A 23769-nucleotide genomic window follows, 5' to 3' on the forward strand; every position below is an offset into this window, starting at 1 on the left:
TGTTGGCGCCGCCGTATTCCTCGGCCACCGTGATGCCCAGCACGCCCAGGTCGCCCATCTTCTTCCAGGCGTCCATCGGGAACTGGTCGGTGCGGTCGATCTCGGCGGCGCGCGGGGCCAGTTCGGCCTGCGCCCAGTTGCGCACGCTCGCGCGCAGCATGTCGATGTCTTCGCCGAGGCGGAAATTCAGGCCGGGCAACTCAGTCATGGCGGTCTCCTTGTCGTTATCCGTGCGATCCGTTGTGTCTTGGTCTCATACGTGGCCGAGCGTGCGAACGACGCACAGCGTCATCAGCATGGTGGCCACCTGCTTGCGCACGCCGCCCTTCTCGCAGAAGACTTCGCCCTGCGCCACGATCAGGGTGCGGCCCGGCTTGAGCACGCGGCCCACGGCGATCAGGCGCTCGCCCTGCGCGGGCGACAGCAGGTTGATCTTGTACTCGGCGGTGAGGCCGGCCTCGCCGTCGGCCACCATCGACAAGGCCGCGTAGCCGCAGGCACTGTCGGCCAGCGCGCCCACCGCACCGCCATGGAAAAAGCCATGCTGCTGGGTCACGCCCTCGGACCACGGCATGGCGATCTCCACCTCGCCGCGCTCGACCCGCGTCAGCGCCGCGCCGAACGCGGTCATCAGGCCCTGGCGCGAGAAGCTGGTGGCGATGGCGTCCATGCGGGCGGCGCCGAGCGTTGTTTCCGAGGCGCGATCGATGGTGGGGTCGGAGGCTGCGGGCATGGATTCTCCTCTGTTTTGCCGGGGCATTGCCGGTGCCGGGCGGGTTGCGAAGCTATTTTATTTACGTTTACGTAAACGTCAACTAAATCCGGCGGCAGCGCCGCGAAAACAGCGCATCAGGCACTTTTAACGCCGATTGCTGCGTCGTCCGCACCGGACTGGGCGGCGAGCAAGGCGCGGCATTGCTGCTCGTGCTGGTCGATCTCGGCCAGCTGGGCCTGCAGGTCTTCGAGCTGGCGCTCCAGCGTGCCGCGGTGCAGGGCCAGGGAATGCAGGAAGCGCTCGAGCTGCGGCGCGGTGTCGCGCGGCGATTCGTACAGATCGAGGATCTCCCGGATCTCGTTGAGCGTCAGGCCGAGGCGCTTGCCGCGCAGCGTGAGCTTGAGGCGGGTGCGCTCGCGGCCGTTGTAGACACGCTTGCGCCCGCCCGGCCCTTCGCGCTCGGGCGAGAGCAGCCCCTGGTCCTCGTAGAAGCGGATGGCGCGGGGCGTCACATCGAACTCGCGGGCAAGATCGGTGATGGTGTAGGTCGGCGTGGCTGGCGAAGCTGGCATGGGGGCCCGGTAAAAAGTGAACGATCGTTCGGTGCAGAATGAAGTTTTCGCTTAAGATGGCAGAAGCCCGTTTTGGTTGACGTTAACGTTAGCGTCAATCAAATCGGCTGGCAACCATGCCGTGCGGCCGACCTCCGCGGCTGCCGGCACGACGACAAGAAAGCCCGCCTGCGCGCCGCGCCGCGCGCACAGGGCTTCGGACCAGAGAGACTCCCATGAACGCACTCGAACACCAGCTCCAATACCCGTTTGGCGATGCCATGCCCACTGCCGGCTCCCGCATGGAAGTCGCGCCCGGCGTGTTCTGGCTGCGCATGCCGCTGCCTTTTGCCCTGGACCATATCAACCTGTGGCTGCTGCGCGACCGGCTCGACGGCCGCGAGGGCTGGACGGTGATCGACTGCGGCATCACCAACGACACCATCAAGGCGCACTGGGAAACCATTTTCGCCAACGAACTCGAGGGCCTGCCCGTGCTGCGCGTGCTGGCGACGCACTGCCACCCGGACCACATCGGCCTGGCCCACTGGCTGTGCAAGCGCTGGGACGTGCGGCTGTGGATGAGCCTGGGCGACTACATGAACGCGCGCGTGATGGGCAGCGGCACCGGTGCCGGCTCCAACGCCGGCGGCGACTTCGCCGCCAGCCACTTCGCCCGCCACGGCCTGACCGACCCCGACAGCCTGGAGAAGCTGCGCGCGCGCAAGAGCTACTACCCGTCGCTGGTGCCGGACCTGCCCACCCAGTACCGCCGCCTGATGGAAGGCGACACCGTGCATATCGGCACCGACGCGGCCCGCTCCGGCTGGCGCGTGATCACCGGCTTCGGGCACGCGCCCGAACACGTGGCGCTCTACAACGCCGCCAGCAACGTGCTGATTTCCGGCGACATGGTGCTGCCGCGCATTTCCACCAATGTCAGCGTGTTCGACATGGAACCGGAAGCCAACCCGCTCAAGCTGTATCTGGATTCGCTCGGCAAGTACGAGCCGCTGCCCGAAGACGTGCTGATCCTGCCTTCGCACGGCAAGCCGTTCCGCAACCTGCACACCCGTATCCGGCAACTGCGCGAGCACCACGTGGACCGCCTGGCCGAAACGCGCGCGGCGTGCGCGCAGAAGGCATGCAACGCGCATGACATCGTCGGCGTGATCTTCAACCGGCAGTTCGATATCCACCAGATGACCTTCGCCATGGGCGAGGCGCTGGCGCACCTGCACCTGCTGTGGCATGCCGGGGAGGTGCGCAGGGAAACCGGCGACGACGGCGTGGTGCGCTTCAGGGCCTGACGCCATGCCGCCGGGCCCGGCCGGGCGGGCGCGCTAGCGCTGCCCGGCCAGCTCCGTCAGATAGCGCACGCCGTCCACGGCCCGGCTGCCGTACCAGGACACCATCTCGCCATCCACCAGCAGGACCTCCTTGCCGAGCTGGCGCTCCAGCGCATCGACATGCGTCTCGGTGAAGCGATAGGGCTCGGTGGACAACAGCACCAGGTCGGTCTCGCGCACCAGCGCGTCGCTCCAGCGGAAGCTCGGATAGCGCGTCCCGGGCGCATTGGGCCGGCTGCAGTCGCCATCCACGCAGGCTTCCGGCAGCGTGTCGGCCGCAGGCCAGGTCTGCCAGTTGACCAGCGCCAGCATCCTGCTGATATAGGTATCGCGCGACACCGTCATCCAGGGGTCCTGCCAGATCGCGTAGAGCACCCGGCGCGCGGGCCATTGCCTGGCCTGCACCTGCGCCAGCACCGACCGCAGCGCGCCGCACAGTGCTTCGGCTTCGGCGGCGCGGCCGAAGATGCCGCCCAGCAGCCGGTACAGCGCGAGGTTGTCCTCGGGCGCGCACGGGTGGGTAACGATCACGCCGGGCACGAAGGCGCGGATCTCGTCGACCGTCTCGCGGCGGTTCTCGTCGATATTGACGATGACGTGGGTGGGCGCCAGCGCGCGCAAGCGCTCGAGCCTGACGTCCTTGGTGCCGCCCACCTTGGCGACGGCGCGCACGGCCGGCTCCGGGTGGATGCAGAAGCCGGTGCGCGCCACCATCTGCGGCCCGAGCCCGAGCGCGAACAGCAGTTCGGTCACCGACGGCACCAGCGAGGCGATGCGGGCCTCGCCGCCGGCCGCGCCGTGCCATGCGCCGGCGGCGTCCTGCCAGGCGATGGCTGGGGTCACGGCTGGGGTCACGGTTGGCGGCCCTGGCCGCGCGGCTTGCGCGGCGCGCGGGCGAACAGCGCGTCGTACAGCCAGCGCGGCATCAGGTGCAGGATGGAGGCGACCACGCCCATCTGCCACGGCACCACGGCGAAGCGCCGGCCCGCGGCGATGGCGCGCACGGCCTTGCGGGCGAAATCGTCGGCATCCATCAGGAAAGGCATGCGATAGGGATTGTGCTCGGTCATCGGCGTGCGGATATAGCCGGGCGCAATGGTGACCACGCGGATGCGCTCGCGGCGCTGTTCCAGGCGCAGGCTCTCCAGCAGCTTGATGACGGCGGACTTGGACGCGCTGTAGGCGCCGCCCCCGGGCAGGCCGCGCACGCCAGCCACGCTGGCGATGCCGACCAGCGTGCCGCGCCAGCCGCCGGCGCCGGGCTCGCGCGCGCGCATGGGCTGCATGAAGGGCTGGAAGGTGGTGAGCACGCCGAACCAGTTGGTGTCCATCACCATGCGGAAGGCTTCGAGATCCTCGCGCTCGCTGGCAACGGTACCCACCGATACGCCGGCGTTGGCGATCACCACGTCAGGGCAGCCGAAATGATCGAGGAAATCCTGCGCGGCCGCCTGCATGGAGTCGGCGTCGCGCACATCCGCGGCATAGACGCGCACCGCATTGGGATTGGGCAGGCTGGCGGCCAGCTCGCGCAGCGCGTCTTCGCGCCGGCCAACCAGCCCGAGGATGGCGCCTTGCGCGGCGTACTCGCGCGCCAGGGCCTGGCCGAGTCCGCTCGACGCGCCGGTGAGGAAGACTTTCAATGCTCGCATCGGGATGGGGAGGGGTCCAGGGAAAACCGCAACATCGTCATGCCGGCAGACCCGCCCCGACGCAGTCCGGACGCCGTTGCGCCAAGCCGGCGCCGGCGCTGCCGGTCGAACGCGCGGCGCGCCGGCCGCCTGGCCCGCGCGCGCCGCAACGGGTATTACAGTTTCTTGTCGCGCACCTGGCCGACCAGGAAGTCCATGGTCTGGATGGCGGCGGCCTTGGTGCCGGCGACGGACGGCGAGGTCACGTACTTGCCCTGCACGACCACGGTCGGCACGCCGTCGATCTTGTAGGCGTCGGCGATCTTGTTGGCGCGCTGCGTGTTGGTGGTCACCGAGAACGAGTTGTAGGCATCGAGGAAGGCCTTGCGGTCGATGCCGTTCTTGGCCATGAAGTCAGCGATCTCGTTCGGGTCGAGCATGCGCTTGCGGTCCACGTGGATGGCGCTGAAGACCTTGCCGTGCATGGCGTCGAGCTTGCCCATGGCTTCCAGCGCGTAGAAGATCTTGGTGTGCGGCAGCAGGTCGTCGCGGAAGGCGACCGGCACGCGCTTGAACACCACGTCCTTGCCCTGCTTGCTCACCCATGCCTCGAGCTCGGGTTCGAAGTCGAAGCAGTGCGGGCAGCCGTACCAGAAGAATTCGGTGACTTCGATCTTGCCCTGAGTGACGGGCTGCGGTGCCTTCAGGACCTGGTATTCCTTGCCCGCGGTGGGTGCGGCCGCCTGCGCGGGCGCGTTCATCAGGAAACCGGTCACGGCGACCAGCGTGGCGAACAAGGTGGCGAGTTTCTTCATATGACGCGGCTTTCGAGGATGGGCGATGAGCGTATGACAGCGGCGGGGCGTTCCGGTTCAGCGGACGCCCCGGGTTGTATTACTGCTTGGTAAAGCGGATGACCGAAGCTTCGAAACCCGACGACTGCAGGCGGTCGCGCGAGCGGTTCATGTCTTCGATCTTGTTGAACGGCCCCAGGCGCACGCGATACAGCTTCACGCCGTTGACATCGCGCTCGGTGACCTTGGCTTCGAAGCCCTGCATGGCCAGGTTGGCCTTCTGGCGGTCGGCGTCGTCCTGCGAGCGGAAGGCGCCCACCTGCAGCAGGTAGCCCACCTTGTTGGCATCGGCCTGCGCGATCTCGGCGATGGGATCGGCGACCGGCTTCTCGGCGGGTTTTTCCGCCGGTTTGTCGGCGGGCTTCTGCGCAACCTTGTCGGCCGGCTTCTCGGCGGGCCTTTCAGCCGGCTTGTCGGCGGGCCGCTCGGCGGGCTTGTCGGCCGGACGGGTCGCGACCACGGGCGGCTGCGGGCGCTCGGCCGGCCTGGCCGTGGGCGCCGGCCCGGCGGGCTGCTCGGGTTCGGCGGCGGGGCCGACCGGCTTGGCCGGCGTCTTGCTCCACAGCGGCTTGTTGGGATCGCTCGGCGCGTCCTGCGCCGGCGTGGGCAGGCTGCTGACGACATTGCCGGGGTCGGCCGGCTTCTGTCCGTTCTTCTGCTGGAATGGCGCGGGGGAGCGGGTGATGTACAAGGCGACCACCACCGCGATCGCCAGGCCGATGATCAGGCCCAGCACCAGTCCCAGGAACGTACCTCCGCGCTGCGGCGCGCGGCTGGCATTGCGCGGGGCGCGCTTGCGTTGCTGTTGCATGAATTCCTCTAGCGTGATGGCGCGATTATAGAGCCTGCGCCGGTCCGCGCATCACTGTCTGTGGTCAGGGCGACACGCGTGGCCACGCCGGGCGGTGCCCGGCGCGGCCGCGGTCCGCGTGCGCTTACATGCGCTGCGGCGCGGAGACGCCGATCACCGCCAGACCGTTGCGCAGCACCTGGCGCGTGGCGGCCAGCAGCGCCAGGCGCGCCAGCTTGACCGGTTCGTCATCCACCAGCACGCGGTCAGCGTTATAGAAGGCATGGAAATCCCCGGCCAGGTCGCGCAGGTAGAAGGCGACCGCATGCGGCGCCAGCTCGGTTGCCGCCGCGGCCAGCATGTCAGGGAAGTCGGCCAGACGCTGCCCCAGGGCGAGCGCCTGCGGGCTTGCGCCGGCGCCCGTCACCGGCGCAAGGTCGGTGCCGGCCAGCGTGGCGAGCTTCGCTTCCCAGTCCGCGCCGCCCCACGATTCGAAGATCGAGCAGATGCGGGCGTGCGCGTACTGCACGTAGTACACCGGGTTCTCGTCGTTTTGCTTGAGCGCGAGGTCGACATCGAACACGAACTCCGTATCCGCCTTGCGCGACAGCAGGAAAAAGCGCACCGCGTCGCGCCCGCGCGTGAAGTGCGACGGCCAGTCAGCCACGCCCGCGTCCAGGCAGCCGCGGATGGTCTCGCCGCCCTCGGCGCCGTTGCTCCACTCGATCAGGTCGCGCACGGTCACGTAGGAGCCGGCGCGCTTGGAGATCTTGACCTCCTCGCCGTTCTTCATCACGGTGACCATCTTGTGCAGCACATAGTCGGGGTAGCCCGCCGGAATGCCGATCTCCAGCCCCTGCAGGCCGGCGCGCACGCGCGCGATGGTGCCGTGGTGGTCGCTGCCCTGCACGTTGATGACCTTGGCGAAGCCGCGATCCCACTTGGTGGTGTGGTACGCCACGTCCGGCACGAAGTAGGTGTAGGTGCCGTCGCCCTTGCGCATGACGCGGTCCTTGTCGTCGCCGTCGTCGGTGGTGCGCAGCCACAGCGCGCCTTCGTTCTCGTAGGTCTTGCCCTTGGCGATCAGCGACTGCACGGCGGCTTCCACCTTGCCGTCGGTGTACAGCGACGATTCCAGGTAGTAGCGGTCGAACTTGACGCCGAAGGCGCGCAGGTCGATGTCCTGCTCGTTGCGCAGGTAGGCCACGGCGAACTTGCGGATCGAGTCGATATCCTCGGCGTTGCCCGATGCCGTCACCTCGTCGCCATCGGACGCGCGCACGCGCTTGCCGGCCAGGAAGTCGGCGGCGATGTCGGCGATGTAGTCGCCGTTGTAGGCCGCTTCGGGCCAGCCGGCGTCGCCCGGCTTGACGCCGCGCGCGCGCGCCTGCACCGAGACCGCCAGGGTCTGGATCTGCACGCCGGCGTCGTTGTAGTAGAACTCGCGGTGCACGTCGAAGCCCTGCCAGTCCAGCAGGTTGGCCAGGGCGTCGCCCAGCGCCGCCTGCCGGCCGTGGCCCACGTGCAGCGGGCCGGTCGGGTTGGCCGAGACGAACTCCACCAGCACCTTGCCGTGCACGCCCTGCTCCTGGGCGCCGTAGCGGTTGCCCTGCTCCAGCACGGCGCGCAGCACGTCGGCCTTGGCCGCCGGTGTCAGGCGCAGGTTGATGAAGCCGGGGCCGGCGATCTCCATGCCGGCCACCAGGTCCGCGGTGCGCGCATCGGCCTTGACGGCATCGACGATCTGCTGGGCCAGCTCGCGCGGGTTGCGCTTGAGCGCGCGGGCAACCTGCATGGCCAGGTTGCAGGCAAGGTCGCCGTGGGCGGCGGACTTGGGGCGCTCGAAGGTCACGGCGGGCAGCGTGGCGTCGGCCGGAGCGAGGGCGCGCACGGCGTCAAGGAACGCAGCGGCGAGATTGGAGGTCTGAACAGGCAGCATGAATGTCGTGGCCCTGGGGCGGTTGTCCGGCGCCGGCGCGGCATGTGGATGCGGCGTCGCGTGGCAGGCAATGAATTGCAGAACGCGGAATTTTATCAGGTGCTATGCTGACATCATGCAGCGAGCCCGAAACCGGCCGTTGCGCGCCCCCGCCCGAATCCCGGACATGCCGCGCGATCTTGTCACTTCGCTGTAGTCAAGGAAAGGAAATATCATGCTGATCACCTTCAAATCCCATGCGGCGCAAGACCTGATCATGATGAGGGATCTGGCTGTCACGCTCCTCGGGATTATCGGCAAGCACCTGGGAGAGCGCGGGGTGATCACCGCCGAAGAAATGCCGCGCGCCATCCACAAGCTCGAAGCCGCAGTGACGGACGCCAAGCGGGTGCACCCGGCCGAATCGTCGGTAACGCCGGGCAAGCAGGACGAGGAGGAGGACGAGCCGCTGCACCTGGGCCAGCGCGCCTATCCTTTCCTCGATATGCTGCGCGCCTCCCAGCGCGAGAACACCGATGTACTCTGGGGCGTCTAGAGCGCCCCGCCCGCCGCGCAAAGCCCGCTGACGCGGGCTTTGTCGCATCTGGCCGCAGCCGACGCGGCCTGCCGCGGCCCAGGCCGGGACGCCGGAGCCCCGCGGGGATGCCCCGCACGTCGGCGGGCCAAAAAAAGAGCCCGGCGAGGATGCCGGGCCTGCCGGATCAGGGAGGGGATCCGCAAGGGGGAGAAATCAGGTCCGGTGCGGACAAGGAAGGCGCCGCCGCCACGCGACATGCTGCATGCGGCACTTTCCTCCCGGCGCCGGGTTCAGCCCTTTTCCAGCATGTCCGACAGTTCGTCGGCATGCTCTTCCTCGACGGCGAGGATGTCTTCCAGCATCCGGCGCGTGGTCGGGTCGCGCTCGCCGATGTACTGCACCATTTCCAGGTAGCTCTCGATCGCGATCCGCTCGGCGACGAGGTTCTCCTTGATCATGTCCGTCAGCGACTTGCCTTCGACGTACTCGGAATGGCTGCGCGCCGACAGCGTGTCCGGCGCGAAATCGGGCGCGCCGCCAAGCTGCACGATGCGCGCGGCGATGCGATCCGCGTGAGCCTGCTCTTCATCGGAATGCACCTTGAATTCCGCGGCGACCGGCTCGGCGTGGATGCCCTTGGCCATGAAGTAGTGGCGGCGGTAGCGCAGCACGCAGACCAGCTCGGTGGCCAGCGCTTCGTTGAGCAGCTTGAGCACGGTGGCGCGGTCGGCGTCGTAGTTCTGCGTCACGGCGCCATCCTCGATGTGCTTGCGCGCGCGGTCGCGCAACGTCTTCACATCCGTCAGGAAGCCGCCGCTGGCGCCTTGCTCGTTGCGGGCCGGTGCCGCGCCCTTGCCGGCGGGTCTCTCGGTGACAGGGGTGTCCATGACTGTGATGCTCCTGTGGGAATGCGGCTGTGGGAAAGCGCGAAGGGGGCGAAGGGGTCGAAGGGCTATATGCGGCGGGCCTCCGCCTGGTGGCAACTTGCCGGCGCGCCCGCGGGCCCGAGGAAACAACGACCGCCCCCGCCAGGCGCAGGCGGCCGCGCGGGTAGCGTCAGTCGTTCCTGGCGCGGCCGTTGACCGCCAGCAGCAAGCCGACGAAGGCACCGACCGCCGCCGCGATGCCGACCGCCTTGAGCGGCGACTCCACTACGCGCTGCTGCACGCCTTCCACGGCGAAGTCGACCCGCTCGCGGGCGCGGCTGGCACCGTCGAGGGTGGCCTGGCGCAGATGCTCGGCCAGCGCGCGGGTACGATCCTGCAGCCGTCGTCCCGCCTGCACGGCTTCGGAAGACCCTTCGCGGCCAAGCACCTCCATGGTGTGCTCGAGCTGCGCGATCAGGGACCGCACCTCCTCGGCCACGGGACTGGCAGCATCGCGGGCGGCGCTGCGGGTGTCGCGCGCGGCGAGCCGCATCTGGCGCACCGTGTTCCCGGCGCTGTCGGCCAGGTGCGTGAATTCTTTCTTCACCTTCGGGTTGTGGGTCAGCATAGGTTTATCTCCATGTCTGTCTTCATTCACGGTTTCATCTCCGGTCCGGCCCGCGGCCAGCCGGCCGCGGCACCGCCCGGTTCTCGGCTATCGCCTGACCAGGCTGATCACGAAGGTCACGAGGGCGACCACCAGGAAGATGAAGAACAGGATCTTGGCGATCTCCACCGCCCCCGCGGCAATGCCGCCGAAGCCGAACAGCGCGGCGATCAGGGCGATGACGAAAAATACGAGTGCGTAGTGCAACATGATGGCAACTCCCTAGATTGGCTTGCCTGTCGCGCCAGCCGGCGCAGCGCGCCGGCAGCAGCAGGACCCCGGCGATGGCGACCGGCTATTTCACCGCCTTGAACACGGTCGCGCCCAGGACAAGGAACAGCACGAACAGCACCAGGAAAATAAAGAACAGGACCTTGGCGATGCCGGCCGCGCCAGCGGCAATACCGGTAAAGCCGAGCAGGCCGGCAATCAGGGAAACCACGGCAAAAATCAGCGCCCATTTGAGCATCGACGTTCTCCTCTCGTTTCGCTGGCTGACTTGCGCAGGGGGCGCAAGCTCGTGACTAGCTGATGGCTCAATGGTAGAAACCGGGTCACGGGGCAGGCACCGCTGGCCCACCGATTCAGATGTCAGTGGATTCCTACAGCACCCGCGCGGGCCCGGGCTGGCGGGCGCCGCCGGCCGTGCCGCAGGTTGACCGGGGGCCGCCGATGTGCTTCCATCGTCGCAGACAGGGTTCGCGACAACCGGCCCCATCGCATGGCGCCGCGACGTGGCCGGCGAGCGGTGTCGGACCGCGCCCCACATCGGGAACTGACAATGCTCAAGCAATCCATGTTGCGCTCCACGCTGCTGCTGGCGGGCGGCATCTTGCTGACGGTGGTGGTGCTGATGGCATCCGAGGCAGGCAACATCCGCCTGCGCCAGGGTTATACGCAAGTGATCCAGTCGCAGCAGGTACAGGGCCAGATCACTTCGCTGATCGGCGAGCTGGTCAATGCCGAGGCCGGCCAGCGCGGCTTCCTGCTGACCGGCAAGGAAAGCTACCTGCAGCCGTACTACCAGGCCTTGCCGCATATCAATGCACTGATGGCCGCGCTGCGCAGCCGCTATGCCGACGACCCGGAAGCGCTCAAGCTGTTCACCGCGGCATCCATCGCGGTCAACCGCAAGCTCACGGAAATGGACCTGACGCTGATCTATGGCAAGCGCGACGTGGAAGTGGCGCTCGACCTGGTGCGCACGGACTTCGGCAAGCAGACCATGGACAACGCCCGGCGCGGGCTCGAATCCCTGCTCGCGCGCGAATCCGGCTCCGTGTCGCGCAGCCTGGAGTATGCCGACCGCGACCTGGCGCTGTCGCGCTACGGCATCGGCCTGCTGACCGCGATCAATATCGTGCTGCTGATCGTGGTCGGGCTGCAGCATTCGCGCCGCATGGCGGTGTCGGAAGCCGCGCGCAGCGAGCTCGAAGAAGAAAGCGCCCGGCTGGACCGCATGGTGCGCGCACGCACGCGCCAGCTGTCCGCACTCGCCTCCCACCTGCAGCGCGTCACCGAGGATGAGAAGACGCGCCTGGCGCGCGAGCTGCACGACGAACTCGGCGCCATCCTGACGGCCACCAAGCTCGACATGCACTGGGTGCGCCGCCGCGTGGAAGACTCGCATCCCGACGTGAAGGAAAAGCTCACGCGCATCATGCTGCATGTGGACCAGGGCATCCAGATCAAGCGGCGCCTGATCGAGGACCTGCGGCCCACGGTGCTGCTCAACCTGGGCCTGAAGGAAGCCATCGGCCAGCTCGCCGAGGAGGTGGCGGCGCGCAACCAGTGGGAGGCCGACGTACGACTCGGCGAGACGGTACCGCCGCTGCGCGACGACGCCGCCATCGCGCTCTACCGCATCGTGCAGGAATCGCTGACCAATGCCAGCAAGTACGCCGAAGCCCGGCTCGTGACCATCACGCTGGACAATATGGACGGCGTGCTGACGCTGCAGGTGAGCGATGACGGCCGCGGCCTGCCGCCCGATTTCGAAACACGCCGCGCGGTGGGACATCATGGCCTGCTGGGCATGGAGCAGCGCGTGATTGCGCTCGGCGGCACGATCGACATTGCATCCGAACCCGGCGCCGGCGTGACCATCCGCGTGGAGGTGCCGCTGACCGACGCCATCGTGGCGCCCGAGCGCCATGACGATGAGGCATCCGGCGACGCCCCCGCGCAAGTGCCGCCCCCCGCGGGCGAGGTCGCGCCGCCGCCCGCCGGGACGCCGAGCGGGCAAGGCTAGGCCCGCGCGACCGGGCCAGGCGACAGCGCAGGCACGAACGGAAACGGCGGACGTGCTTGCGTCCGCCGTTTCCGTTTACTCGTCCGCGGTAAAAATGCTGCGGTGAAAAGGCCACGGAAGCCGCGCGGGAGACGCCCTGGCGCCCGCCGCGACGGCACCGGCATGGCTTACATCTTCTGCTTTGTATCCTGGGCGGCACCCTGCATCTTTTCGCCACCGCGTTCGATATCCTTGCCTGCGCCCGATACTGTGTTGCAGCCTGTCACCAGGACGACACCCGCCAGGCAAAACAGCGCCATTAGCTTTCTCATGTTTCTCTCCTTGCTCTAGGTTGACGCGGACTCGCCGCGGGAGGAACTGCTGGTAAAACGGTACGGCCGCCCGGGGCGGCCGGCCCCGCAAGCGATGACCGGAAGCCATGACAAGCTCAAGCGCCCGCTTGCGCGTACTCCTCGATCACGCGAAACACCTGCTCCAACTCGAGGGACTTGTCGAAAAAATAGTCCGCCCCGGCCTCGGCGCACTGGCGCCGGTAGGTCGGCACCTGCGCATGGTTGGTGTACACGATGCGGATGCCCGAGGGCTCGGACTTCCGCATGCCGCGCAGCACATTGATGCCATTGCCTTGCCTGAGTTGCAGGTCGACGATGACGACCTCGTACCTGCCCKCCTCATAGAGGCGCAGTGCCGAGCTTTCGGTGTCCGCCCAATCCACGACCTCGACAAACGGAAACGCGTTCAGGTACTCGAGCAACATACCCCGCAGGACCGCCGAGTCCTCTATGAGCAGGACCCGCAGCGCACGATACGAGGGGGCCGCAGCTTGATCCAACATGATTCAATGGTAGCAACCGAATATAGAAACAGACTATCGGGGTCCGTCCTACAGGCGTGTCGGGCAATCGGCGTTTTCTCGCCGCGCTGGCCTCCCCGGCGCCTTGACCAAGTTACTCCACCAACCCGTTCTTGATCGCGTAGTAGGTCAGGTCCGCGTTGGTCTTCATGCCCATTTTTTCCAGGATGCGCGAACGGTACGTGCTGACCGTCTTGACGCTGAGGAACAGTTCATCGGCGATCACCGACACCGACTGCCCGCGCGAGAGCTTGCAGAAGATCTGGAATTCCCGCTTGGACAAGGTCTGGTGCAAGGGCTGGTCGGTGGGCTTCTCCAGCCCGCCGATCAGCAGGTCCGCGACCGTCGCGCTGACATAGCGGCGGCCCTGGGCCACGGTGCGGATCGCCTTGACCAGGTCGTCGGGCGCGCTCTCCTTGGTCAGGTAGCCGGAGGCGCCCGCGCGGATCAGGTTGATGGCGTACTGCTCTTCGGGGTACGTGGACAGGATCAGCACCGGCAGGGCGGGATGGCGCTGGCGCAGCATCTTGAGCACGTCGATGCCGTTGCGGTCGGGCATCGAGATATCGAGCACGATCACGTCGAATTCGCGCTCGCGCAGCCGGGTCATCACTTCATCGCCGCTGGCAGCCTCCCCTTCCACCCGGATATCGGGTTCATCGGAAATGAACTGGCGCAGACCGGCGCGCACGATCTGGTGATCGTCGGCGATCAGAACGCGAATCATGGTATCTCCCTGGGCTTGGATGCGCCGCTCTCCGGGAGGGCGGGCTGGCCCACTGGGCCAGTGGACAAAAACATTGTAGTGGTTACAAAGCCCCGAGACTGTCGGTGTAAGACTGACATGGCGCGGCTCTGGGGCAAAAGAAAAAAGGGACGGGGTGAAACCCGTCCCTTCGTCGCGTAGCCCTGTGGCCGGGTCCGCGCGCCGGCGTGCCCGCCGCGGACCGGTCAGCCGCGCGGGCTGGCCTGTCGCGCCATGCCTGCCGGACCTTACTGGACCTTGGCCGCCGCGCCGGTGTCCGCGGCAGCGCTGGTGTCGGCGGCAGCCGCGCCCTTCTTCGCCTTGACATGGCTGGCGTGCTTCTTGGTCTTGGCGGTGGCCTTGGCCTGCGCGTCGGCGCCAATCTTGGCATCCGCACCCGTGTCAGCGCCCACGCCCGCGCTCACACCTGCGCCGGCCGCTGCACCCTTGTCTGCGGGCGCGCTCATCGCGGGCGCCGCCATGGCGCCGGTGGCGCCTGCCTTCGCATCGACTCCGGTGCCTTGCGCCATGGCCAGCGAGGAAGCGGCAGCGATCGAGAGAGCGGAAAGGGAGATCAGCAGTTTGTTCATGGAGAGGCTCCTTGCAGTTAGCTCCGCGGCGAAACATTCGCTGCGGCGTTCACTTGATGTGAGCCCCCAGTCTATGGACGCGGCGCCGCGCGGTCTGTTAGGAGATGTAATGCCTTGTAAGGAGTAGTGAAGAACTTACAAAGCCGCGCGGTGGTGCCCGGCAGGCCGTTTGCCCTGCGTACCCAACGGCTTGCGGCGGCGCGGCAAGGCAAATTGCCGCCGCCGCCGGCCAGATGCGGTTACAGGTTTGGCGCGAGCGCGCGCTCGAGCACGCTGCGTTCCTCGCCGCGGCGCGCGACCATGTCGTCGAGCTGGTCCTGGCCGATCTTGCCCACCGAGAAATACGTCGACTCGGGATGCGCAAGATAGAAGCCGCTCACCGAGGCGGCCGGCGTCATGGCCAGCGAATCGGTGATGCCCATGCCGATCTCGGCGGCATTGAGGTACTCGAACATCGGCGCCTTGACCGTGTGCTCCGGACAGGCCGGGTAGCCCGGCGCCGGGCGCACGCCGCGATAGCGCTCTTCGATCAGCTGGTCGTTGGTGAGCACCTCGCCGGCGTCGTAGCCCCACAAATCCTTGCGCACGCGTTCGTGCAGGCATTCGGCGAAGGCTTCGGCCAGGCGGTCGGCGAGCGACTTCAGCATGATCGCGCTGTAGTCGTCGTGGTCGGCTTCGAACTGCGCTTCCTTCTTGTCCACGCCGATACCTGCGGTGACCGCGAACACGCCGATGTAGTCGGCGATGCCGCTGTCCTTCGGCGCGACGAAATCGGCCAGGCAGCGGTTGGGCCGCATCACGCCGTCGATCACCGGGCGCTCGCTCTGCTGGCGCAGGTTGTGCCAGGTCAGCGCGACCTGGTTGCGGCTCTCGTCGGTATAGATCTCGATATCGTCGTCGTTGACGGTATTGGCCGGCAGCAGGGCCAGCACGCCGTTGGCGGTCAGCCAGCGGCCCTGGATCAGGCGCGCCAGCATGGCCTTGCCGTCCGAGAACACGCGGCGCGCGGACTCGCCGACGATCTCGTCGTTGAGGATGTCGGGGAATTTGCCGGCCAGGTCCCAGGTCTGGAAGAACGGGCCCCAGTCGATGTAGTTGGCCAGCTCCGCCAGGTCGTAGTTGCGGAAGATGCGGCGGCCGACGAACTTGGGCCTGGGCGGCACGTAGGCGCTCCAGTCCACCTTCGTCTTGTTGGCGCGCGCCTGCGCCAGCGTCACCATCGGCGTGGCCTTCTTGTTGGCGTGCTGGTGGCGGATGCGCTCGTAGTCGGACTTCAGCTCGTCGAGGTAGCGCGCCGCGCCTTCATCGGACAGCAGGCTCGACGCCACGCTCACCGAGCGCGAGGCGTCCGGCACGTAGACCACCGGGCCTTCGTAGTGCGGCGCGATCTTGACCGCGGTGTGCACGCGCGAGGTGGTGGCGCCGCCGATCAGCAGCGGGATCTTCTTGATGCGGAAGTAGTCGTCGCGCTGCATCTCCGAGGCGACGTAGGCCATCTCCTCGAGCGAGGGCGTGATCAGCCCGGACAGGCCGACGATGTCCGCGCCCTCGACCTTGGCGCGCGCCAGGATCTCGTTGCACGGGACCATCACGCCCATGTTGACCACTTCGAAGTTATTGCACTGGAGCACCACCGACACGATGTTCTTGCCGATATCGTGCACGTCGCCCTTGACCGTGGCGATGACGATCTTGCCGCGCGCGCGCACGTCGCCGCCGGCCTCGGCCAGCAGGCGCTTTTCTTCCTCGATGTAGGGCAGCAGGTGCGCCACCGCCTGCTTCATCACGCGCGCGCTCTTGACCACCTGCGGCAGGAACATCTTGCCGGCGCCGAACAGGTCGCCCACGATGTTCATGCCGTCCATCAGCGGGCCTTCGATCACCTCGATCGGACGGCCGCCGCGCGCCTCCACGATCTGCCGCACTTCTTCCGTGTCTTCCACGATGAAGGTGGTGATCCCGTGCACCAGCGCGTGGGAAAGGCGGTCGCCCACCGGCACCGGGTTCTCGGGCGTGCCGCGCCACAGCAGGTTCTCTTCCTTCTTGGCGCCGCCGCCCTTGAAGCGGTCGGCGATTTCCAGCAAGCGGTCGGTGCTGTCCTCGCGGCGATTGAGCACCACGTCTTCCACGCGCTCGCGCAACTCCGGGTCAAGCTGGTCGTACACGCCGAGCTGGCCGGCGTTGACGATGCCCATGTCCATACCGGCCTTGATGGCGTGGTACAGGAACACGGTGTGGATGGCCTCGCGCACCGCGTCGTTGCCGCGGAACGAGAACGATACGTTGGACACGCCGCCGCTGACCTTGGCGTACGGCAGGTTCTGCTTGATCCAGGCGGTGGCCTCGATAAAGTCCACCGCGTAGTTGTTGTGCTCCTCGATGCCGGTCGCCACCGCGAAGATGTTCGGGTCGAAGATGATGTCTTCGGGCGGGAAGCCGACTTCATTGACCAGGATGTCGTAGCTGCGCTTGCAGATCTCGGTCTTGCGCGCGAAGGTATCGGCCTGGCCCTTCTCGTCGAAGGCCATCACCACGGAAGCCGCGCCGTAGCGGCGGATCAGCCCGGCGTGATGGCGGAACTGTTCCTCGCCTTCCTTGAGCGAGATCGAGTTGACCACAGGCTTGCCCTGCACGCACTTCAGGCCGGCCTCGATCACTTCCCACTTGGACGAGTCCAGCATGATGGGCACGCGCGCGATATCGGGCTCGGAGGCGATCAGGTTGAGGAACCTCACCATGGCGGCCTTGGAGTCCAGCATGGCCTCGTCCATGTTGATGTCGATGATCTGCGCGCCGTTCTCGACCTGCTGGCGCGCCACCACCAGGGCCTCGTCGAACTGGCCGTTGAGGATCATGCGGGCGAAGGCCTTGGAGCCGGTGACGTTGGTGCGCTCGCCGACGTTGACGAAGAGCGTGTCCTCGTCGATGGTGAAGGGCTCGAGGCCGGACAGGCGCATCGGGCGCGGCGGCAGGGTATCGTTGGTCATGGCTTGATCTTGTTCTATAGGCTCGCGATGCATGTTCACGCCGCGATGTCGGCGTCACGGTACTGGCCGGGCCAGGCGCGCGGCTTCTTGCTGGCCACCCGTTGCGCGATGGCGGCGATATGGTCCGGCGTGGTGCCGCAGCAGCCGCCGACGAGGTTGACCAGGCCGGAGGCCGCGAACTCTTCCACCAGCGACGAGGTGACCTCCGGCGTTTCATCGAAGCCGGTCTCGCTCATCGGATTGGGCAGGCCGGCGTTCGGGTAGCACGAAATGGCAGCGTCGCACACCTTGGCCAGTTCGGCGACGTACGGACGCATCAGCGTGGCGCCGAGCGCGCAGTTCAGCCCGAAGGTGATCGGGCGCGCGTGGCGCAGGCTGTACCAGAATGCTTCCACGGTCTGGCCCGAGAGAATGCGGCCGGAGGCATCGGTCACGGTGCCCGAGATCATCACGGGCAGGCGCTCGCCGGTATCCTCGAACAGCTGGTCGATGGCGAACAGCGCGGCCTTGGCGTTGAGCGTATCGAAGATGGTTTCCACCAGGAACACGTCGGCACCGCCTTCGAGCAGGGCCTTGCCCTGTTCGTAGTAGGACTTGCGCAGTTCCTCGAAGGTGACGTTGCGCGCGCCGGGGTCGTTGACATCAGGCGAGATGCTGGCGGTCTTGGGCGTGGGGCCGAAGGCGCCGGCCACGAAGCGCGGCTTGTCGGGCGTGCTGTACTTGTCGCAGGCGGCGCGCGCCAGCCTGGCGGCCTCGACGTTCATCTCGTAGGCCAGGTCCGCCATCTTGTAGTCTTCCTGCGCGACCGCGGTGGCGCCGAAGGTGTTGGTCTCGATCAGGTCGGCGCCAGCGGCCAGGTACTGCTCGTGGATCTCGCTGATGACCTGCGGGCGGGTCAGCAGCAGCAGTTCGTTGTTGCCCTTGACGTCCACGTGGTGGCCTGCAAAGCGTTCGCCGCGGTAGTCGGCCTCGGACAGCTTGTAGCGCTGGATCATGGTGCCCATGGCGCCATCCAGGATCAGGATGCGCTCGCGCAGCAGGGCGGGCAGACTGGCCGCACGGGTGTAGGGGCGCGCCGGGGGGCGCGCGGCGGGCTGCGAGGCGGAACTTGGGGCGGCGCTCATGAGGGGCTTCTGCGGCAGGGAAAAGAGGTCGATTTTATCAGTTACATCAATGGTTTGCGGATTGGATGGGGCCGGCGCCAAAGGCCTCCTGCGCCGCCTGGCTGTTGCGGCCCGGCAGGGCACGGCCCTACACTGGGCAAACCCGTCCACCAACGCGATGCCAACGCAAACCCTGCCCATGCAACACCTCAGCCCCGGCGACGCGCAAGCCCTGCTTGCCGATTCGCCCGACGCACTCTTCATCGATTGCCGCAGCGAGATGGAATACCTGTTCGTCGGCCACCCCAAGGGCGCGCACAACGTGCCGTGGAACGACGGCCCGGACTGGGAAGTGAACCCGCATTTCGTGCAGGCGGTGAAGAAGCTGGCCGGCCAGGCGTCGGCGCGGCCGGTGCTGCTGATCTGCCGCAGCGGCAACCGCTCTTCGGCGGCGGCGCGCGCGCTGGAGGGCGCCGGCTTCACTACCGTCTTCAATGTGCTGCACGGCTTCGAAGGCGACCTGGACGCCGAGCGACACCGCAATACGCTCAACGGCTGGCGCCACGCCGGGCTGGCCTGGGAGCAGTACTAGGACGCCACCGCCACTCGCGGGTGGCCGAAAATCAAAAAGCCCGCGCTGTGCACGGGCTTTCCTGCCTGGCTCGGACCGGCTCCGGCACCACCTTGCGCAATGCAGAGGCAGCGGCCACGGCCGGGCGCATGATGCGTTTAGTGCATTACCAGCGGATGGGTCATCACCGTATCGAACTTTCCGAGGAAATCATCCACCTCTTCCACCGACGGCTCGCTTTCAATCAGACGCTTCACGTCCGCGCGAAAGCTCTCGGCCATCTGGCCGCCGAGAAAAATCTCGCGTTTCAGGTTCTTGTCGACGATTTCATAGCCGCCCGAGGCAAGAGGCGCATGCTCGACATCCGCACCAAACTCGACGATGCAATAATTGTCGCTGTTGTAGATCATTTGCATGGCACACCTCCGGGCTGTCATGGGTAAGCGGGGGGCCAACCATTGTTCAGTCTGCCGGCATGGTGCCCGGCTGCCCTCCGCGATTTCACCTCCAAGCTGAGGGTGTTCGCCTGGTTTTCAAGATTCTGCGTCGGCGAACCGCTTGAATGACCGCTCTAACTTCTCACAAGCGTTCCCTCACTATGTTGGGCAACGGCCGTCTGCGCAAGTTCTTAAGTTAGAGCGGAAAAGATATTTCCTCAGGGTGCGGCACACTGCGCACCACACGCGGCGTTGCCCAGAAAGGCATCTAGCACGGCGTGGAAGCGCCCGGCCTGTTCGATATGCGATAGATGCGCGGCCTGCGGCAGGATCTCGAGGCGCGCGGCGGGAATGGCGCCGGCGATCTCCCGCGCCATCGCCGGCGGCGCGCTCTGATCCTCCTCTCCGGTCACCACCAGCGTGGGGCAATGGATGCGCGCGATCGCACCGGCCAGGTCGAAGGCCATGATCGCCAGCCCCGTGCCCACGTAGCCGTGCACAGGCGTTGCCAGCAGCATCTCGCGCACGCGTTGCGCCTCGTGCGCATGCGCGGCGCGGAACGGCGCGGTCAGCCAGCGTTCCAGCGTGCTGTCGGCCACGCCCGCCATGCCGTGCGCCTCCACATGCCCGATGCGGTCGTGCCACATCTGGTGCGCTTCGAGCGGCGTGCGGTTGACGGTATCGACCAGCGTCAGCGACAGCATCCGTTCCGGATACCGCAGCGCCAGGGTCTGGCCGATCATGCCGCCCACCGACACCCCCGCGAAATGCGCCTCCGGCACCGCCAGCGCGTCCATCAGGCCAGCCACGTCGTCGGCCATCCGGATCATCGAGTAAGCACCGATCGGCGCGTCGCTCTGGCCGTGGCCGCGCAGGTCGTAGCGCAGCACGCGGTAGCGCGGCGCAAGGTGCCGCGCGGTGGCGTCCCACAAGGTATGGTTGGCGCCCAGCGCATGCGCCAGAATCACCCAGGGGCCGTCGCCTCCGTCGATGCGCACGTGCAGGCTGACATCGCCCACGCGCACGCGGCGGGTTTCGGATGGTGGCTGGAGGGCATGCATGACGGATCTCCGGAAGTGGGTACGACACGGTGAACCACCTCGGCCCGCGGGCCGCGGCACGATGAATCAGCGCAGCGCTTCGCTGTCGCGGTAGACCAGTTCGATCTGCGTGCCGTCGGGCTCGGTCTGCCGCAGTTTCACCGGCATCCATTGCAATGATTGCGCCAGCCACACTTCCACGCGGCGCCGGTCGCCGGCATGCCGCGGCAGGCGCACGAAATGCTTTGCGCGCACCAAACCCTGCGCGGCTTCGACGTCCTCTTCCCCCACATACTGCACCTGCATGGGCTCCAGGTCACGCGTATCGCCCACGTCGAACGTCTCGGTCACGCCCGGCGATGCATAGCGCTGCGGCGTGCCGCGTACCATGCCCACCAGTTGCAGGAACACGCTGAAGCGGTCCTGCGCGTCAGGCGGCAGCGGCACCTGCTTGTTGCGGCCTTCGAATACCAGCGTCGCCCCAGCGCGGTCGAAGCGGGCCGCCTCCACGCGATTGCGCCGGCTTTCCTCGTAGCGCTCGGGCGCAAGGCCATGCTCGCCAAGCGCGCCGTTGCTGTGGAAGGCGAAGCGGAACCACAGCACGCGTGTCTCTACCGCCAGCTGGTAATGGCTGCCGTCATGCTGCCAGCGGATCAGCCCGTCCGGATTCTGGATGCCGTTGACGAAGCTGGCGTAGTGCAACAGCATCGACGGCGGCGCCGCATAGCGAACGTTGTCGGCAGCCTCGGCGGCGGGCGCAGACGCCGCGGCGGAGGCAGGCGCCGAGGCGGCGCTGCCCGCCGTGCCGCCGGCGCTTGCCATGGCGGGGCCGGCCGGACCGGTCAGCAGCGCGGGGGCCTCGGCAGCTTCGGGCGGCGCCTCGGGTGGCGGGGTGGCCTCGGCCGGCGCCCGCGCAGGACGATGTTTCTGCGCGGCAGGCGCAGGCGGCCGTGCCTTTTCCAGGGGCGGCGCGGGCGGCGCCAGCAGGACCGCCTCGATGGGCGGCATGCCGGACGGGTCGATATGCGGCCCGCGGATGCCCATCAGGCCGGCCACCACGCCAAGATGCACGGCCAGCACCAATGCAAGCGCCGCCGCCCAGCGCAGGCGGCGCGAGACAGGTCTATCGCGAGAGGCCGTCTGGCCCGTGCGTCGGGCTGCCACCAAGATAACCAAGCTCCGAAGAAATCTGCCGCGCGATATCGCGCACGCGGCGGTCCACCGCCCCGCCCCATTCTGCATCGAATACGCTTTGCGCGCCGAGCACGATCAGGGCCATGGCGACATGCCCGTTGGCATCGAACACCGGCATCGAGAAAGCGTTGATGCCCGGCAGCACGCCACCTTTGATCCGCGCCGCGCCATTGGCCCGCACTTCGGCGCAGACCGCGTCGTAGTCGGCCTGCGAGCGCGGCAGCTCCGGCAGCTCGTCATGGCCGCGCTCCGCCAGTTCCCGTTCGACCAGCGGCCGCGTTTGTTGTTTCGGCAGGTAGGCGCCGTAGAGACGGCCGGTGGCGGAGTTGAGCATGGGCATCACATCGCCCAGCCGCAGGCTCACCGTCACGGGGTGGCTGGACTCTTCCCAGTGCACGATGGTCGGGCCGTGGTTCCCCCACACGGCGATGCCGATGGTCTGGTCGATCTCGTCGCGCAGTTGCGACAGGATCGGGCGCGCCTTCTTGACCGGATCGAGCCGGTTCAGCCCGGCCAGGCCAAGCTGCAGCGCGAAGGGCCCGAGGTCGTAGCGCCCGCCGACCGGATCCTGCACCACCATGCCCAGCCGCTGGAAACTGACCAGGTAGCGGTGGGCCTTGGCGGGGTTCATGTCGGCGGCGGCGGCCAGGTCGCGCAGCATCATGGCGCGCGGCGATACGGCCAGCGCCTGCAGCAGCTTGAAGCCGACCTCGATCGACTGGATGCCGGAGCGCAGCTTGGAATCGTCTTCTTCAGGTTCGGTCATGCGGCAACAAAGGGCTACTCAACAAAGGGCTACCAAGTGGCAAAGCGGATAAGGGCACGGCGCATCACACTGCCGGGAGCAACTCCGGGAAGCGCGGTGCCACCTTAGCCATAAATTTACTATAGCGAAATCGATTTACCAATTTTTAATCCGTGGGTAGACTTTGTGCGCACGACGAGCCGTCGCAGGCATGCGCCATGCAAAGTACATGGCGCGGCGCGGCCGCCTTCCAACCGGAGACAACCATGACCCGCCTTGCGCCCCGCGGCGATGCTGCCGCCAGCCTTTCCGCCCCACGTTCCGACTGCCGCCAACGCCGCTCCCCGCTGGCCCGTTCACTGCCCATGCTCGCCATGCTGGCGCTGGGCATCGCGACCGGCCAGCCGGCGCGCGCCGCGGACAACTGGCCGGGCCAGCCGGTGCGCTGGGTGGTGCCCTACCCCGCCGGCGGCGGCACCGACGTGGTGGCGCGCACGCTCGGCCAGGCCATCACGCCGGCGCTGGGCCAGCAGGTGGTGATCGACAACCGCCCCGGTGCCGCCACCATCGTCGGCGCCGACGCGGTGGCGCACGCCCGGCCCGACGGCTACACCCTGCTGACCGCCGACACCGCCACGCTGGCAGCCAACCCGTCACTCTACAAGAAGCTGCCCTACAACGCCGACAAGGACTTCGTGCATGTGGGCATGGTGGCGCGCTTTCCGCTGATCCTGGTCGCCACGCCGAACTTCCCGGCGCGCACGCTCAAGGAGGCGGTGGAGTATGCGCAGAAGAACCCGGGCAAGGTCAATTTCGCCTCGCCGGGCGCCGGCAGCCCGCATCACCTGGCCATGGAGCTGTTCATGGACCAGACCCACACGAAGATGACGCACGTGCCATACAAGGGCGCGGCACCGGCAGTGCAGGACCTGCTGGCGGGCCAGGTCGACCTGATGTTCCTGGACCTCGCGGCAGGCCAGCAGAACATCGTGGCAGGCAAGGTGCGCGCGCTTGGCGCGGCCACGCCCCGGCGCCTGCCGGCGCTGCCCGCGGTGCCGACCGTGGCCGAGGCCGGCGTGCCCGGTTTCGAGGCCTACGCCTGGCAGGGCGTGGTGGCGCCGGCGGGCACGCCGCGCCCGGTGGTGACGCGCCTGAATGCCGAGCTGGTGAAGGCGCTCAAGAGCCCGGACGTACAGAAGCGCTTCGAGGGCATCGGCGTGGAACCGGTGTCGGGCACGCCGGAGGAATTCGCGCAATATGCGCGCGCCGAGTCCGAGCGCTGGGGCAAACTGATCAAGGCCAAGGGCATCACGGTAGACTAGCGGGCCGCCGCGCCGGCCCCGCATGGCGCCGGCGCGGCACCCGCTTTGTCCC

The 23769-nt window shown here is 67.5% G+C and carries 27 protein-coding genes; 5 read left to right on the plus strand and 22 right to left on the minus strand.

Going from position 1 to position 23769, the window contains the following annotated elements; translation table 11 throughout:
• From AB4Z48_RS31255 to AB4Z48_RS31265, 3 genes are all read right to left on the minus strand, one after another.
• Positions 1 to 208 (minus strand): acyl-CoA dehydrogenase family protein (locus AB4Z48_RS31255; RefSeq protein ID WP_441621202.1); only part of this gene is annotated, 208 nt, incomplete at its 3' end.
• Between the two features lie 45 nt (positions 209 to 253).
• Entirely contained in the window at positions 254 to 733 is a 480-nt protein-coding gene (locus AB4Z48_RS31260; protein ID WP_441621203.1) for a PaaI family thioesterase, read from the minus strand.
• A 116-nt stretch (positions 734 to 849) separates the two neighbouring features.
• A complete protein-coding gene (locus AB4Z48_RS31265) occupies positions 850 to 1287 on the minus strand; it encodes a MerR family transcriptional regulator (RefSeq protein ID WP_441621205.1) in 438 nt (145 codons plus the stop codon).
• 215 nt (positions 1288 to 1502) lie between these two features.
• Here AB4Z48_RS31265 and AB4Z48_RS31270 point away from each other — a divergent pair, with 215 nt between their 5' ends.
• Entirely contained in the window at positions 1503 to 2576 is a 1074-nt protein-coding gene (locus AB4Z48_RS31270; protein ID WP_441621207.1) for an MBL fold metallo-hydrolase, read from the plus strand.
• Between the two features lie 33 nt (positions 2577 to 2609).
• Here AB4Z48_RS31270 and AB4Z48_RS31275 read toward each other — a convergent pair whose 3' ends face one another.
• The 5 genes from AB4Z48_RS31275 to argS all read right to left on the minus strand — a co-directional run bounded on the left by AB4Z48_RS31275 (position 2610) and on the right by argS (position 7829).
• A complete protein-coding gene (locus AB4Z48_RS31275; RefSeq protein ID WP_441621317.1) occupies positions 2610 to 3446 on the minus strand; it encodes a helical backbone metal receptor in 837 nt (278 codons plus the stop codon).
• A gap of 20 nt (positions 3447 to 3466) precedes the next feature.
• Positions 3467 to 4267, minus strand: a complete 801-nt coding sequence (locus AB4Z48_RS31280) for an SDR family oxidoreductase (RefSeq protein ID WP_441621209.1) — start codon at positions 4265 to 4267, stop codon at positions 3467 to 3469.
• A gap of 155 nt (positions 4268 to 4422) precedes the next feature.
• On the minus strand, positions 4423 to 5061 hold the full coding sequence (locus AB4Z48_RS31285; protein WP_441621211.1) for a thiol:disulfide interchange protein DsbA/DsbL: 639 nt from the start codon (positions 5059 to 5061) through the stop codon (positions 4423 to 4425).
• Between the two features lie 79 nt (positions 5062 to 5140).
• Positions 5141 to 5911: an SPOR domain-containing protein gene (locus AB4Z48_RS31290; protein WP_441621213.1), complete on the minus strand. Its 771-nt coding sequence runs from the start codon at positions 5909 to 5911 to the stop codon at positions 5141 to 5143.
• A gap of 124 nt (positions 5912 to 6035) precedes the next feature.
• Positions 6036 to 7829 carry an arginine--tRNA ligase gene (gene argS / locus AB4Z48_RS31295; protein WP_441621215.1) on the minus strand — a complete coding sequence of 598 codons (1794 nt, stop codon included), beginning with the start codon at positions 7827 to 7829 and terminating at the stop codon, positions 6036 to 6038.
• Between the two features lie 214 nt (positions 7830 to 8043).
• Between argS and AB4Z48_RS31300 the strand changes: the two genes are divergently transcribed.
• The gene (locus AB4Z48_RS31300) at positions 8044 to 8364 is read left to right on the plus strand and encodes a DUF1840 domain-containing protein (protein ID WP_441621217.1); all 321 of its coding nucleotides are present in this window, start codon (positions 8044 to 8046) and stop codon (positions 8362 to 8364) included.
• 272 nt (positions 8365 to 8636) lie between these two features.
• Here AB4Z48_RS31300 and AB4Z48_RS31305 read toward each other — a convergent pair whose 3' ends face one another.
• The 4 genes from AB4Z48_RS31305 to AB4Z48_RS31320 form a co-directional block, all read right to left on the minus strand.
• A complete protein-coding gene (locus tag AB4Z48_RS31305; protein WP_441621219.1) occupies positions 8637 to 9233 on the minus strand; it encodes a ferritin-like domain-containing protein in 597 nt (198 codons plus the stop codon).
• 169 nt (positions 9234 to 9402) lie between these two features.
• Positions 9403 to 9840, minus strand: coding sequence for a glycine zipper domain-containing protein (locus tag AB4Z48_RS31310; RefSeq protein ID WP_441621221.1), 438 nt, complete (start codon positions 9838 to 9840; stop codon positions 9403 to 9405).
• A gap of 87 nt (positions 9841 to 9927) precedes the next feature.
• Complete coding sequence (locus AB4Z48_RS31315) at positions 9928 to 10089, minus strand: DUF1328 domain-containing protein (RefSeq protein WP_020206329.1); 162 nt, start codon at positions 10087 to 10089, stop codon at positions 9928 to 9930.
• 85 nt (positions 10090 to 10174) lie between these two features.
• The gene (locus AB4Z48_RS31320) at positions 10175 to 10348 is read right to left on the minus strand and encodes a DUF1328 family protein (protein ID WP_441621223.1); all 174 of its coding nucleotides are present in this window, start codon (positions 10346 to 10348) and stop codon (positions 10175 to 10177) included.
• Positions 10349 to 10660: 312 nt separating this feature from the next.
• Between AB4Z48_RS31320 and AB4Z48_RS31325 the strand changes: the two genes are divergently transcribed.
• Positions 10661 to 12130 carry a CHASE3 domain-containing protein gene (locus AB4Z48_RS31325; protein WP_441621225.1) on the plus strand — a complete coding sequence of 490 codons (1470 nt, stop codon included), beginning with the start codon at positions 10661 to 10663 and terminating at the stop codon, positions 12128 to 12130.
• A 167-nt stretch (positions 12131 to 12297) separates the two neighbouring features.
• On the opposite strand, the gene AB4Z48_RS31330 is transcribed toward AB4Z48_RS31325, so the two are convergent.
• From AB4Z48_RS31330 to AB4Z48_RS31355, 6 genes are all read right to left on the minus strand, one after another.
• Positions 12298 to 12441, minus strand: coding sequence for an entericidin A/B family lipoprotein (locus AB4Z48_RS31330; protein WP_441621227.1), 144 nt, complete (start codon positions 12439 to 12441; stop codon positions 12298 to 12300).
• Positions 12442 to 12557: 116 nt separating this feature from the next.
• A complete protein-coding gene (locus tag AB4Z48_RS31335; protein ID WP_441621229.1) occupies positions 12558 to 12965 on the minus strand; it encodes a response regulator in 408 nt (135 codons plus the stop codon).
• 112 nt (positions 12966 to 13077) lie between these two features.
• Complete coding sequence (locus AB4Z48_RS31340) at positions 13078 to 13710, minus strand: response regulator (protein ID WP_441621231.1); 633 nt, start codon at positions 13708 to 13710, stop codon at positions 13078 to 13080.
• A gap of 266 nt (positions 13711 to 13976) precedes the next feature.
• A complete protein-coding gene (locus tag AB4Z48_RS31345) occupies positions 13977 to 14318 on the minus strand; it encodes a hypothetical protein (protein WP_441621233.1) in 342 nt (113 codons plus the stop codon).
• 239 nt (positions 14319 to 14557) lie between these two features.
• Positions 14558 to 17305 (minus strand): methionine synthase, encoded by a 2748-nt coding sequence (gene metH / locus AB4Z48_RS31350; protein WP_441621235.1) that lies wholly within the window; start codon positions 17303 to 17305, stop codon positions 14558 to 14560.
• A gap of 35 nt (positions 17306 to 17340) precedes the next feature.
• Positions 17341 to 18429, minus strand: coding sequence for a homocysteine S-methyltransferase family protein (locus tag AB4Z48_RS31355; RefSeq protein WP_441621237.1), 1089 nt, complete (start codon positions 18427 to 18429; stop codon positions 17341 to 17343).
• A gap of 178 nt (positions 18430 to 18607) precedes the next feature.
• Here AB4Z48_RS31355 and AB4Z48_RS31360 point away from each other — a divergent pair, with 178 nt between their 5' ends.
• Positions 18608 to 19000 (plus strand): rhodanese-like domain-containing protein, encoded by a 393-nt coding sequence (locus AB4Z48_RS31360; protein WP_441621239.1) that lies wholly within the window; start codon positions 18608 to 18610, stop codon positions 18998 to 19000.
• A 137-nt stretch (positions 19001 to 19137) separates the two neighbouring features.
• Here the strand turns inward: AB4Z48_RS31360 and AB4Z48_RS31365 are convergent, their stop codons facing one another.
• From AB4Z48_RS31365 to AB4Z48_RS31380, 4 genes are all read right to left on the minus strand, one after another.
• Positions 19138 to 19395: a BTH_I0359 family protein gene (locus tag AB4Z48_RS31365; protein WP_017227282.1), complete on the minus strand. Its 258-nt coding sequence runs from the start codon at positions 19393 to 19395 to the stop codon at positions 19138 to 19140.
• A 239-nt stretch (positions 19396 to 19634) separates the two neighbouring features.
• Positions 19635 to 20477 (minus strand): alpha/beta fold hydrolase, encoded by an 843-nt coding sequence (locus AB4Z48_RS31370; protein WP_441621241.1) that lies wholly within the window; start codon positions 20475 to 20477, stop codon positions 19635 to 19637.
• A gap of 66 nt (positions 20478 to 20543) precedes the next feature.
• Positions 20544 to 21620 (minus strand): DUF3108 domain-containing protein, encoded by a 1077-nt coding sequence (locus tag AB4Z48_RS31375; protein ID WP_441621319.1) that lies wholly within the window; start codon positions 21618 to 21620, stop codon positions 20544 to 20546.
• Positions 21580 to 22416, minus strand: a complete 837-nt coding sequence (locus AB4Z48_RS31380; protein WP_441621243.1) for an IclR family transcriptional regulator — start codon at positions 22414 to 22416, stop codon at positions 21580 to 21582. The genes AB4Z48_RS31375 and AB4Z48_RS31380 overlap by 41 nt, the downstream gene beginning before the upstream one ends.
• Before the next feature lie 344 nt (positions 22417 to 22760).
• Here AB4Z48_RS31380 and AB4Z48_RS31385 point away from each other — a divergent pair, with 344 nt between their 5' ends.
• On the plus strand, positions 22761 to 23717 hold the full coding sequence (locus AB4Z48_RS31385) for a Bug family tripartite tricarboxylate transporter substrate binding protein (RefSeq protein ID WP_441621321.1): 957 nt from the start codon (positions 22761 to 22763) through the stop codon (positions 23715 to 23717).
• Positions 23718 to 23769 lie beyond the last annotated feature (52 nt).

It is taken from the genome of Cupriavidus sp. 2TAF22 (genome assembly GCF_052115045.1).
Taxonomy (GTDB): domain Bacteria; phylum Pseudomonadota; class Gammaproteobacteria; order Burkholderiales; family Burkholderiaceae; genus Cupriavidus.

What these genes read in the sequence shown, in the direction of transcription:
- AB4Z48_RS31260 (WP_441621203.1), bottom strand. Translation starts at nt 733, where the DNA reads ATGCCCGCAGCCTCCGACCCCACCATCGATCGCGCCTCGGAAACAACG.
- AB4Z48_RS31265 (WP_441621205.1), bottom strand. Translation starts at nt 1,287, where the DNA reads ATGCCAGCTTCGCCAGCCACGCCGACCTACACCATCACCGATCTTGCC.
- AB4Z48_RS31270 (WP_441621207.1), top strand. Translation starts at nt 1,503, where the DNA reads ATGAACGCACTCGAACACCAGCTCCAATACCCGTTTGGCGATGCCATG.
- AB4Z48_RS31280 (WP_441621209.1), bottom strand. Translation starts at nt 4,267, where the DNA reads ATGCGAGCATTGAAAGTCTTCCTCACCGGCGCGTCGAGCGGACTCGGC.
- AB4Z48_RS31285 (WP_441621211.1), bottom strand. Translation starts at nt 5,061, where the DNA reads ATGAAGAAACTCGCCACCTTGTTCGCCACGCTGGTCGCCGTGACCGGT.
- AB4Z48_RS31290 (WP_441621213.1), bottom strand. Translation starts at nt 5,911, where the DNA reads ATGCAACAGCAACGCAAGCGCGCCCCGCGCAATGCCAGCCGCGCGCCG.
- argS (WP_441621215.1), bottom strand. Translation starts at nt 7,829, where the DNA reads ATGCTGCCTGTTCAGACCTCCAATCTCGCCGCTGCGTTCCTTGACGCC.
- AB4Z48_RS31300 (WP_441621217.1), top strand. Translation starts at nt 8,044, where the DNA reads ATGCTGATCACCTTCAAATCCCATGCGGCGCAAGACCTGATCATGATG.
- AB4Z48_RS31305 (WP_441621219.1), bottom strand. Translation starts at nt 9,233, where the DNA reads ATGGACACCCCTGTCACCGAGAGACCCGCCGGCAAGGGCGCGGCACCG.
- AB4Z48_RS31310 (WP_441621221.1), bottom strand. Translation starts at nt 9,840, where the DNA reads ATGCTGACCCACAACCCGAAGGTGAAGAAAGAATTCACGCACCTGGCC.
- AB4Z48_RS31315 (WP_020206329.1), bottom strand. Translation starts at nt 10,089, where the DNA reads ATGTTGCACTACGCACTCGTATTTTTCGTCATCGCCCTGATCGCCGCG.
- AB4Z48_RS31320 (WP_441621223.1), bottom strand. Translation starts at nt 10,348, where the DNA reads ATGCTCAAATGGGCGCTGATTTTTGCCGTGGTTTCCCTGATTGCCGGC.
- AB4Z48_RS31325 (WP_441621225.1), top strand. Translation starts at nt 10,661, where the DNA reads ATGCTCAAGCAATCCATGTTGCGCTCCACGCTGCTGCTGGCGGGCGGC.
- AB4Z48_RS31330 (WP_441621227.1), bottom strand. Translation starts at nt 12,441, where the DNA reads ATGAGAAAGCTAATGGCGCTGTTTTGCCTGGCGGGTGTCGTCCTGGTG.
- AB4Z48_RS31340 (WP_441621231.1), bottom strand. Translation starts at nt 13,710, where the DNA reads ATGATTCGCGTTCTGATCGCCGACGATCACCAGATCGTGCGCGCCGGT.
- AB4Z48_RS31345 (WP_441621233.1), bottom strand. Translation starts at nt 14,318, where the DNA reads ATGAACAAACTGCTGATCTCCCTTTCCGCTCTCTCGATCGCTGCCGCT.
- metH (WP_441621235.1), bottom strand. Translation starts at nt 17,305, where the DNA reads ATGACCAACGATACCCTGCCGCCGCGCCCGATGCGCCTGTCCGGCCTC.
- AB4Z48_RS31355 (WP_441621237.1), bottom strand. Translation starts at nt 18,429, where the DNA reads ATGAGCGCCGCCCCAAGTTCCGCCTCGCAGCCCGCCGCGCGCCCCCCG.
- AB4Z48_RS31360 (WP_441621239.1), top strand. Translation starts at nt 18,608, where the DNA reads ATGCAACACCTCAGCCCCGGCGACGCGCAAGCCCTGCTTGCCGATTCG.
- AB4Z48_RS31365 (WP_017227282.1), bottom strand. Translation starts at nt 19,395, where the DNA reads ATGCAAATGATCTACAACAGCGACAATTATTGCATCGTCGAGTTTGGT.
- AB4Z48_RS31370 (WP_441621241.1), bottom strand. Translation starts at nt 20,477, where the DNA reads ATGCATGCCCTCCAGCCACCATCCGAAACCCGCCGCGTGCGCGTGGGC.
- AB4Z48_RS31380 (WP_441621243.1), bottom strand. Translation starts at nt 22,416, where the DNA reads ATGACCGAACCTGAAGAAGACGATTCCAAGCTGCGCTCCGGCATCCAG.
- AB4Z48_RS31385 (WP_441621321.1), top strand. Translation starts at nt 22,761, where the DNA reads ATGCTCGCCATGCTGGCGCTGGGCATCGCGACCGGCCAGCCGGCGCGC.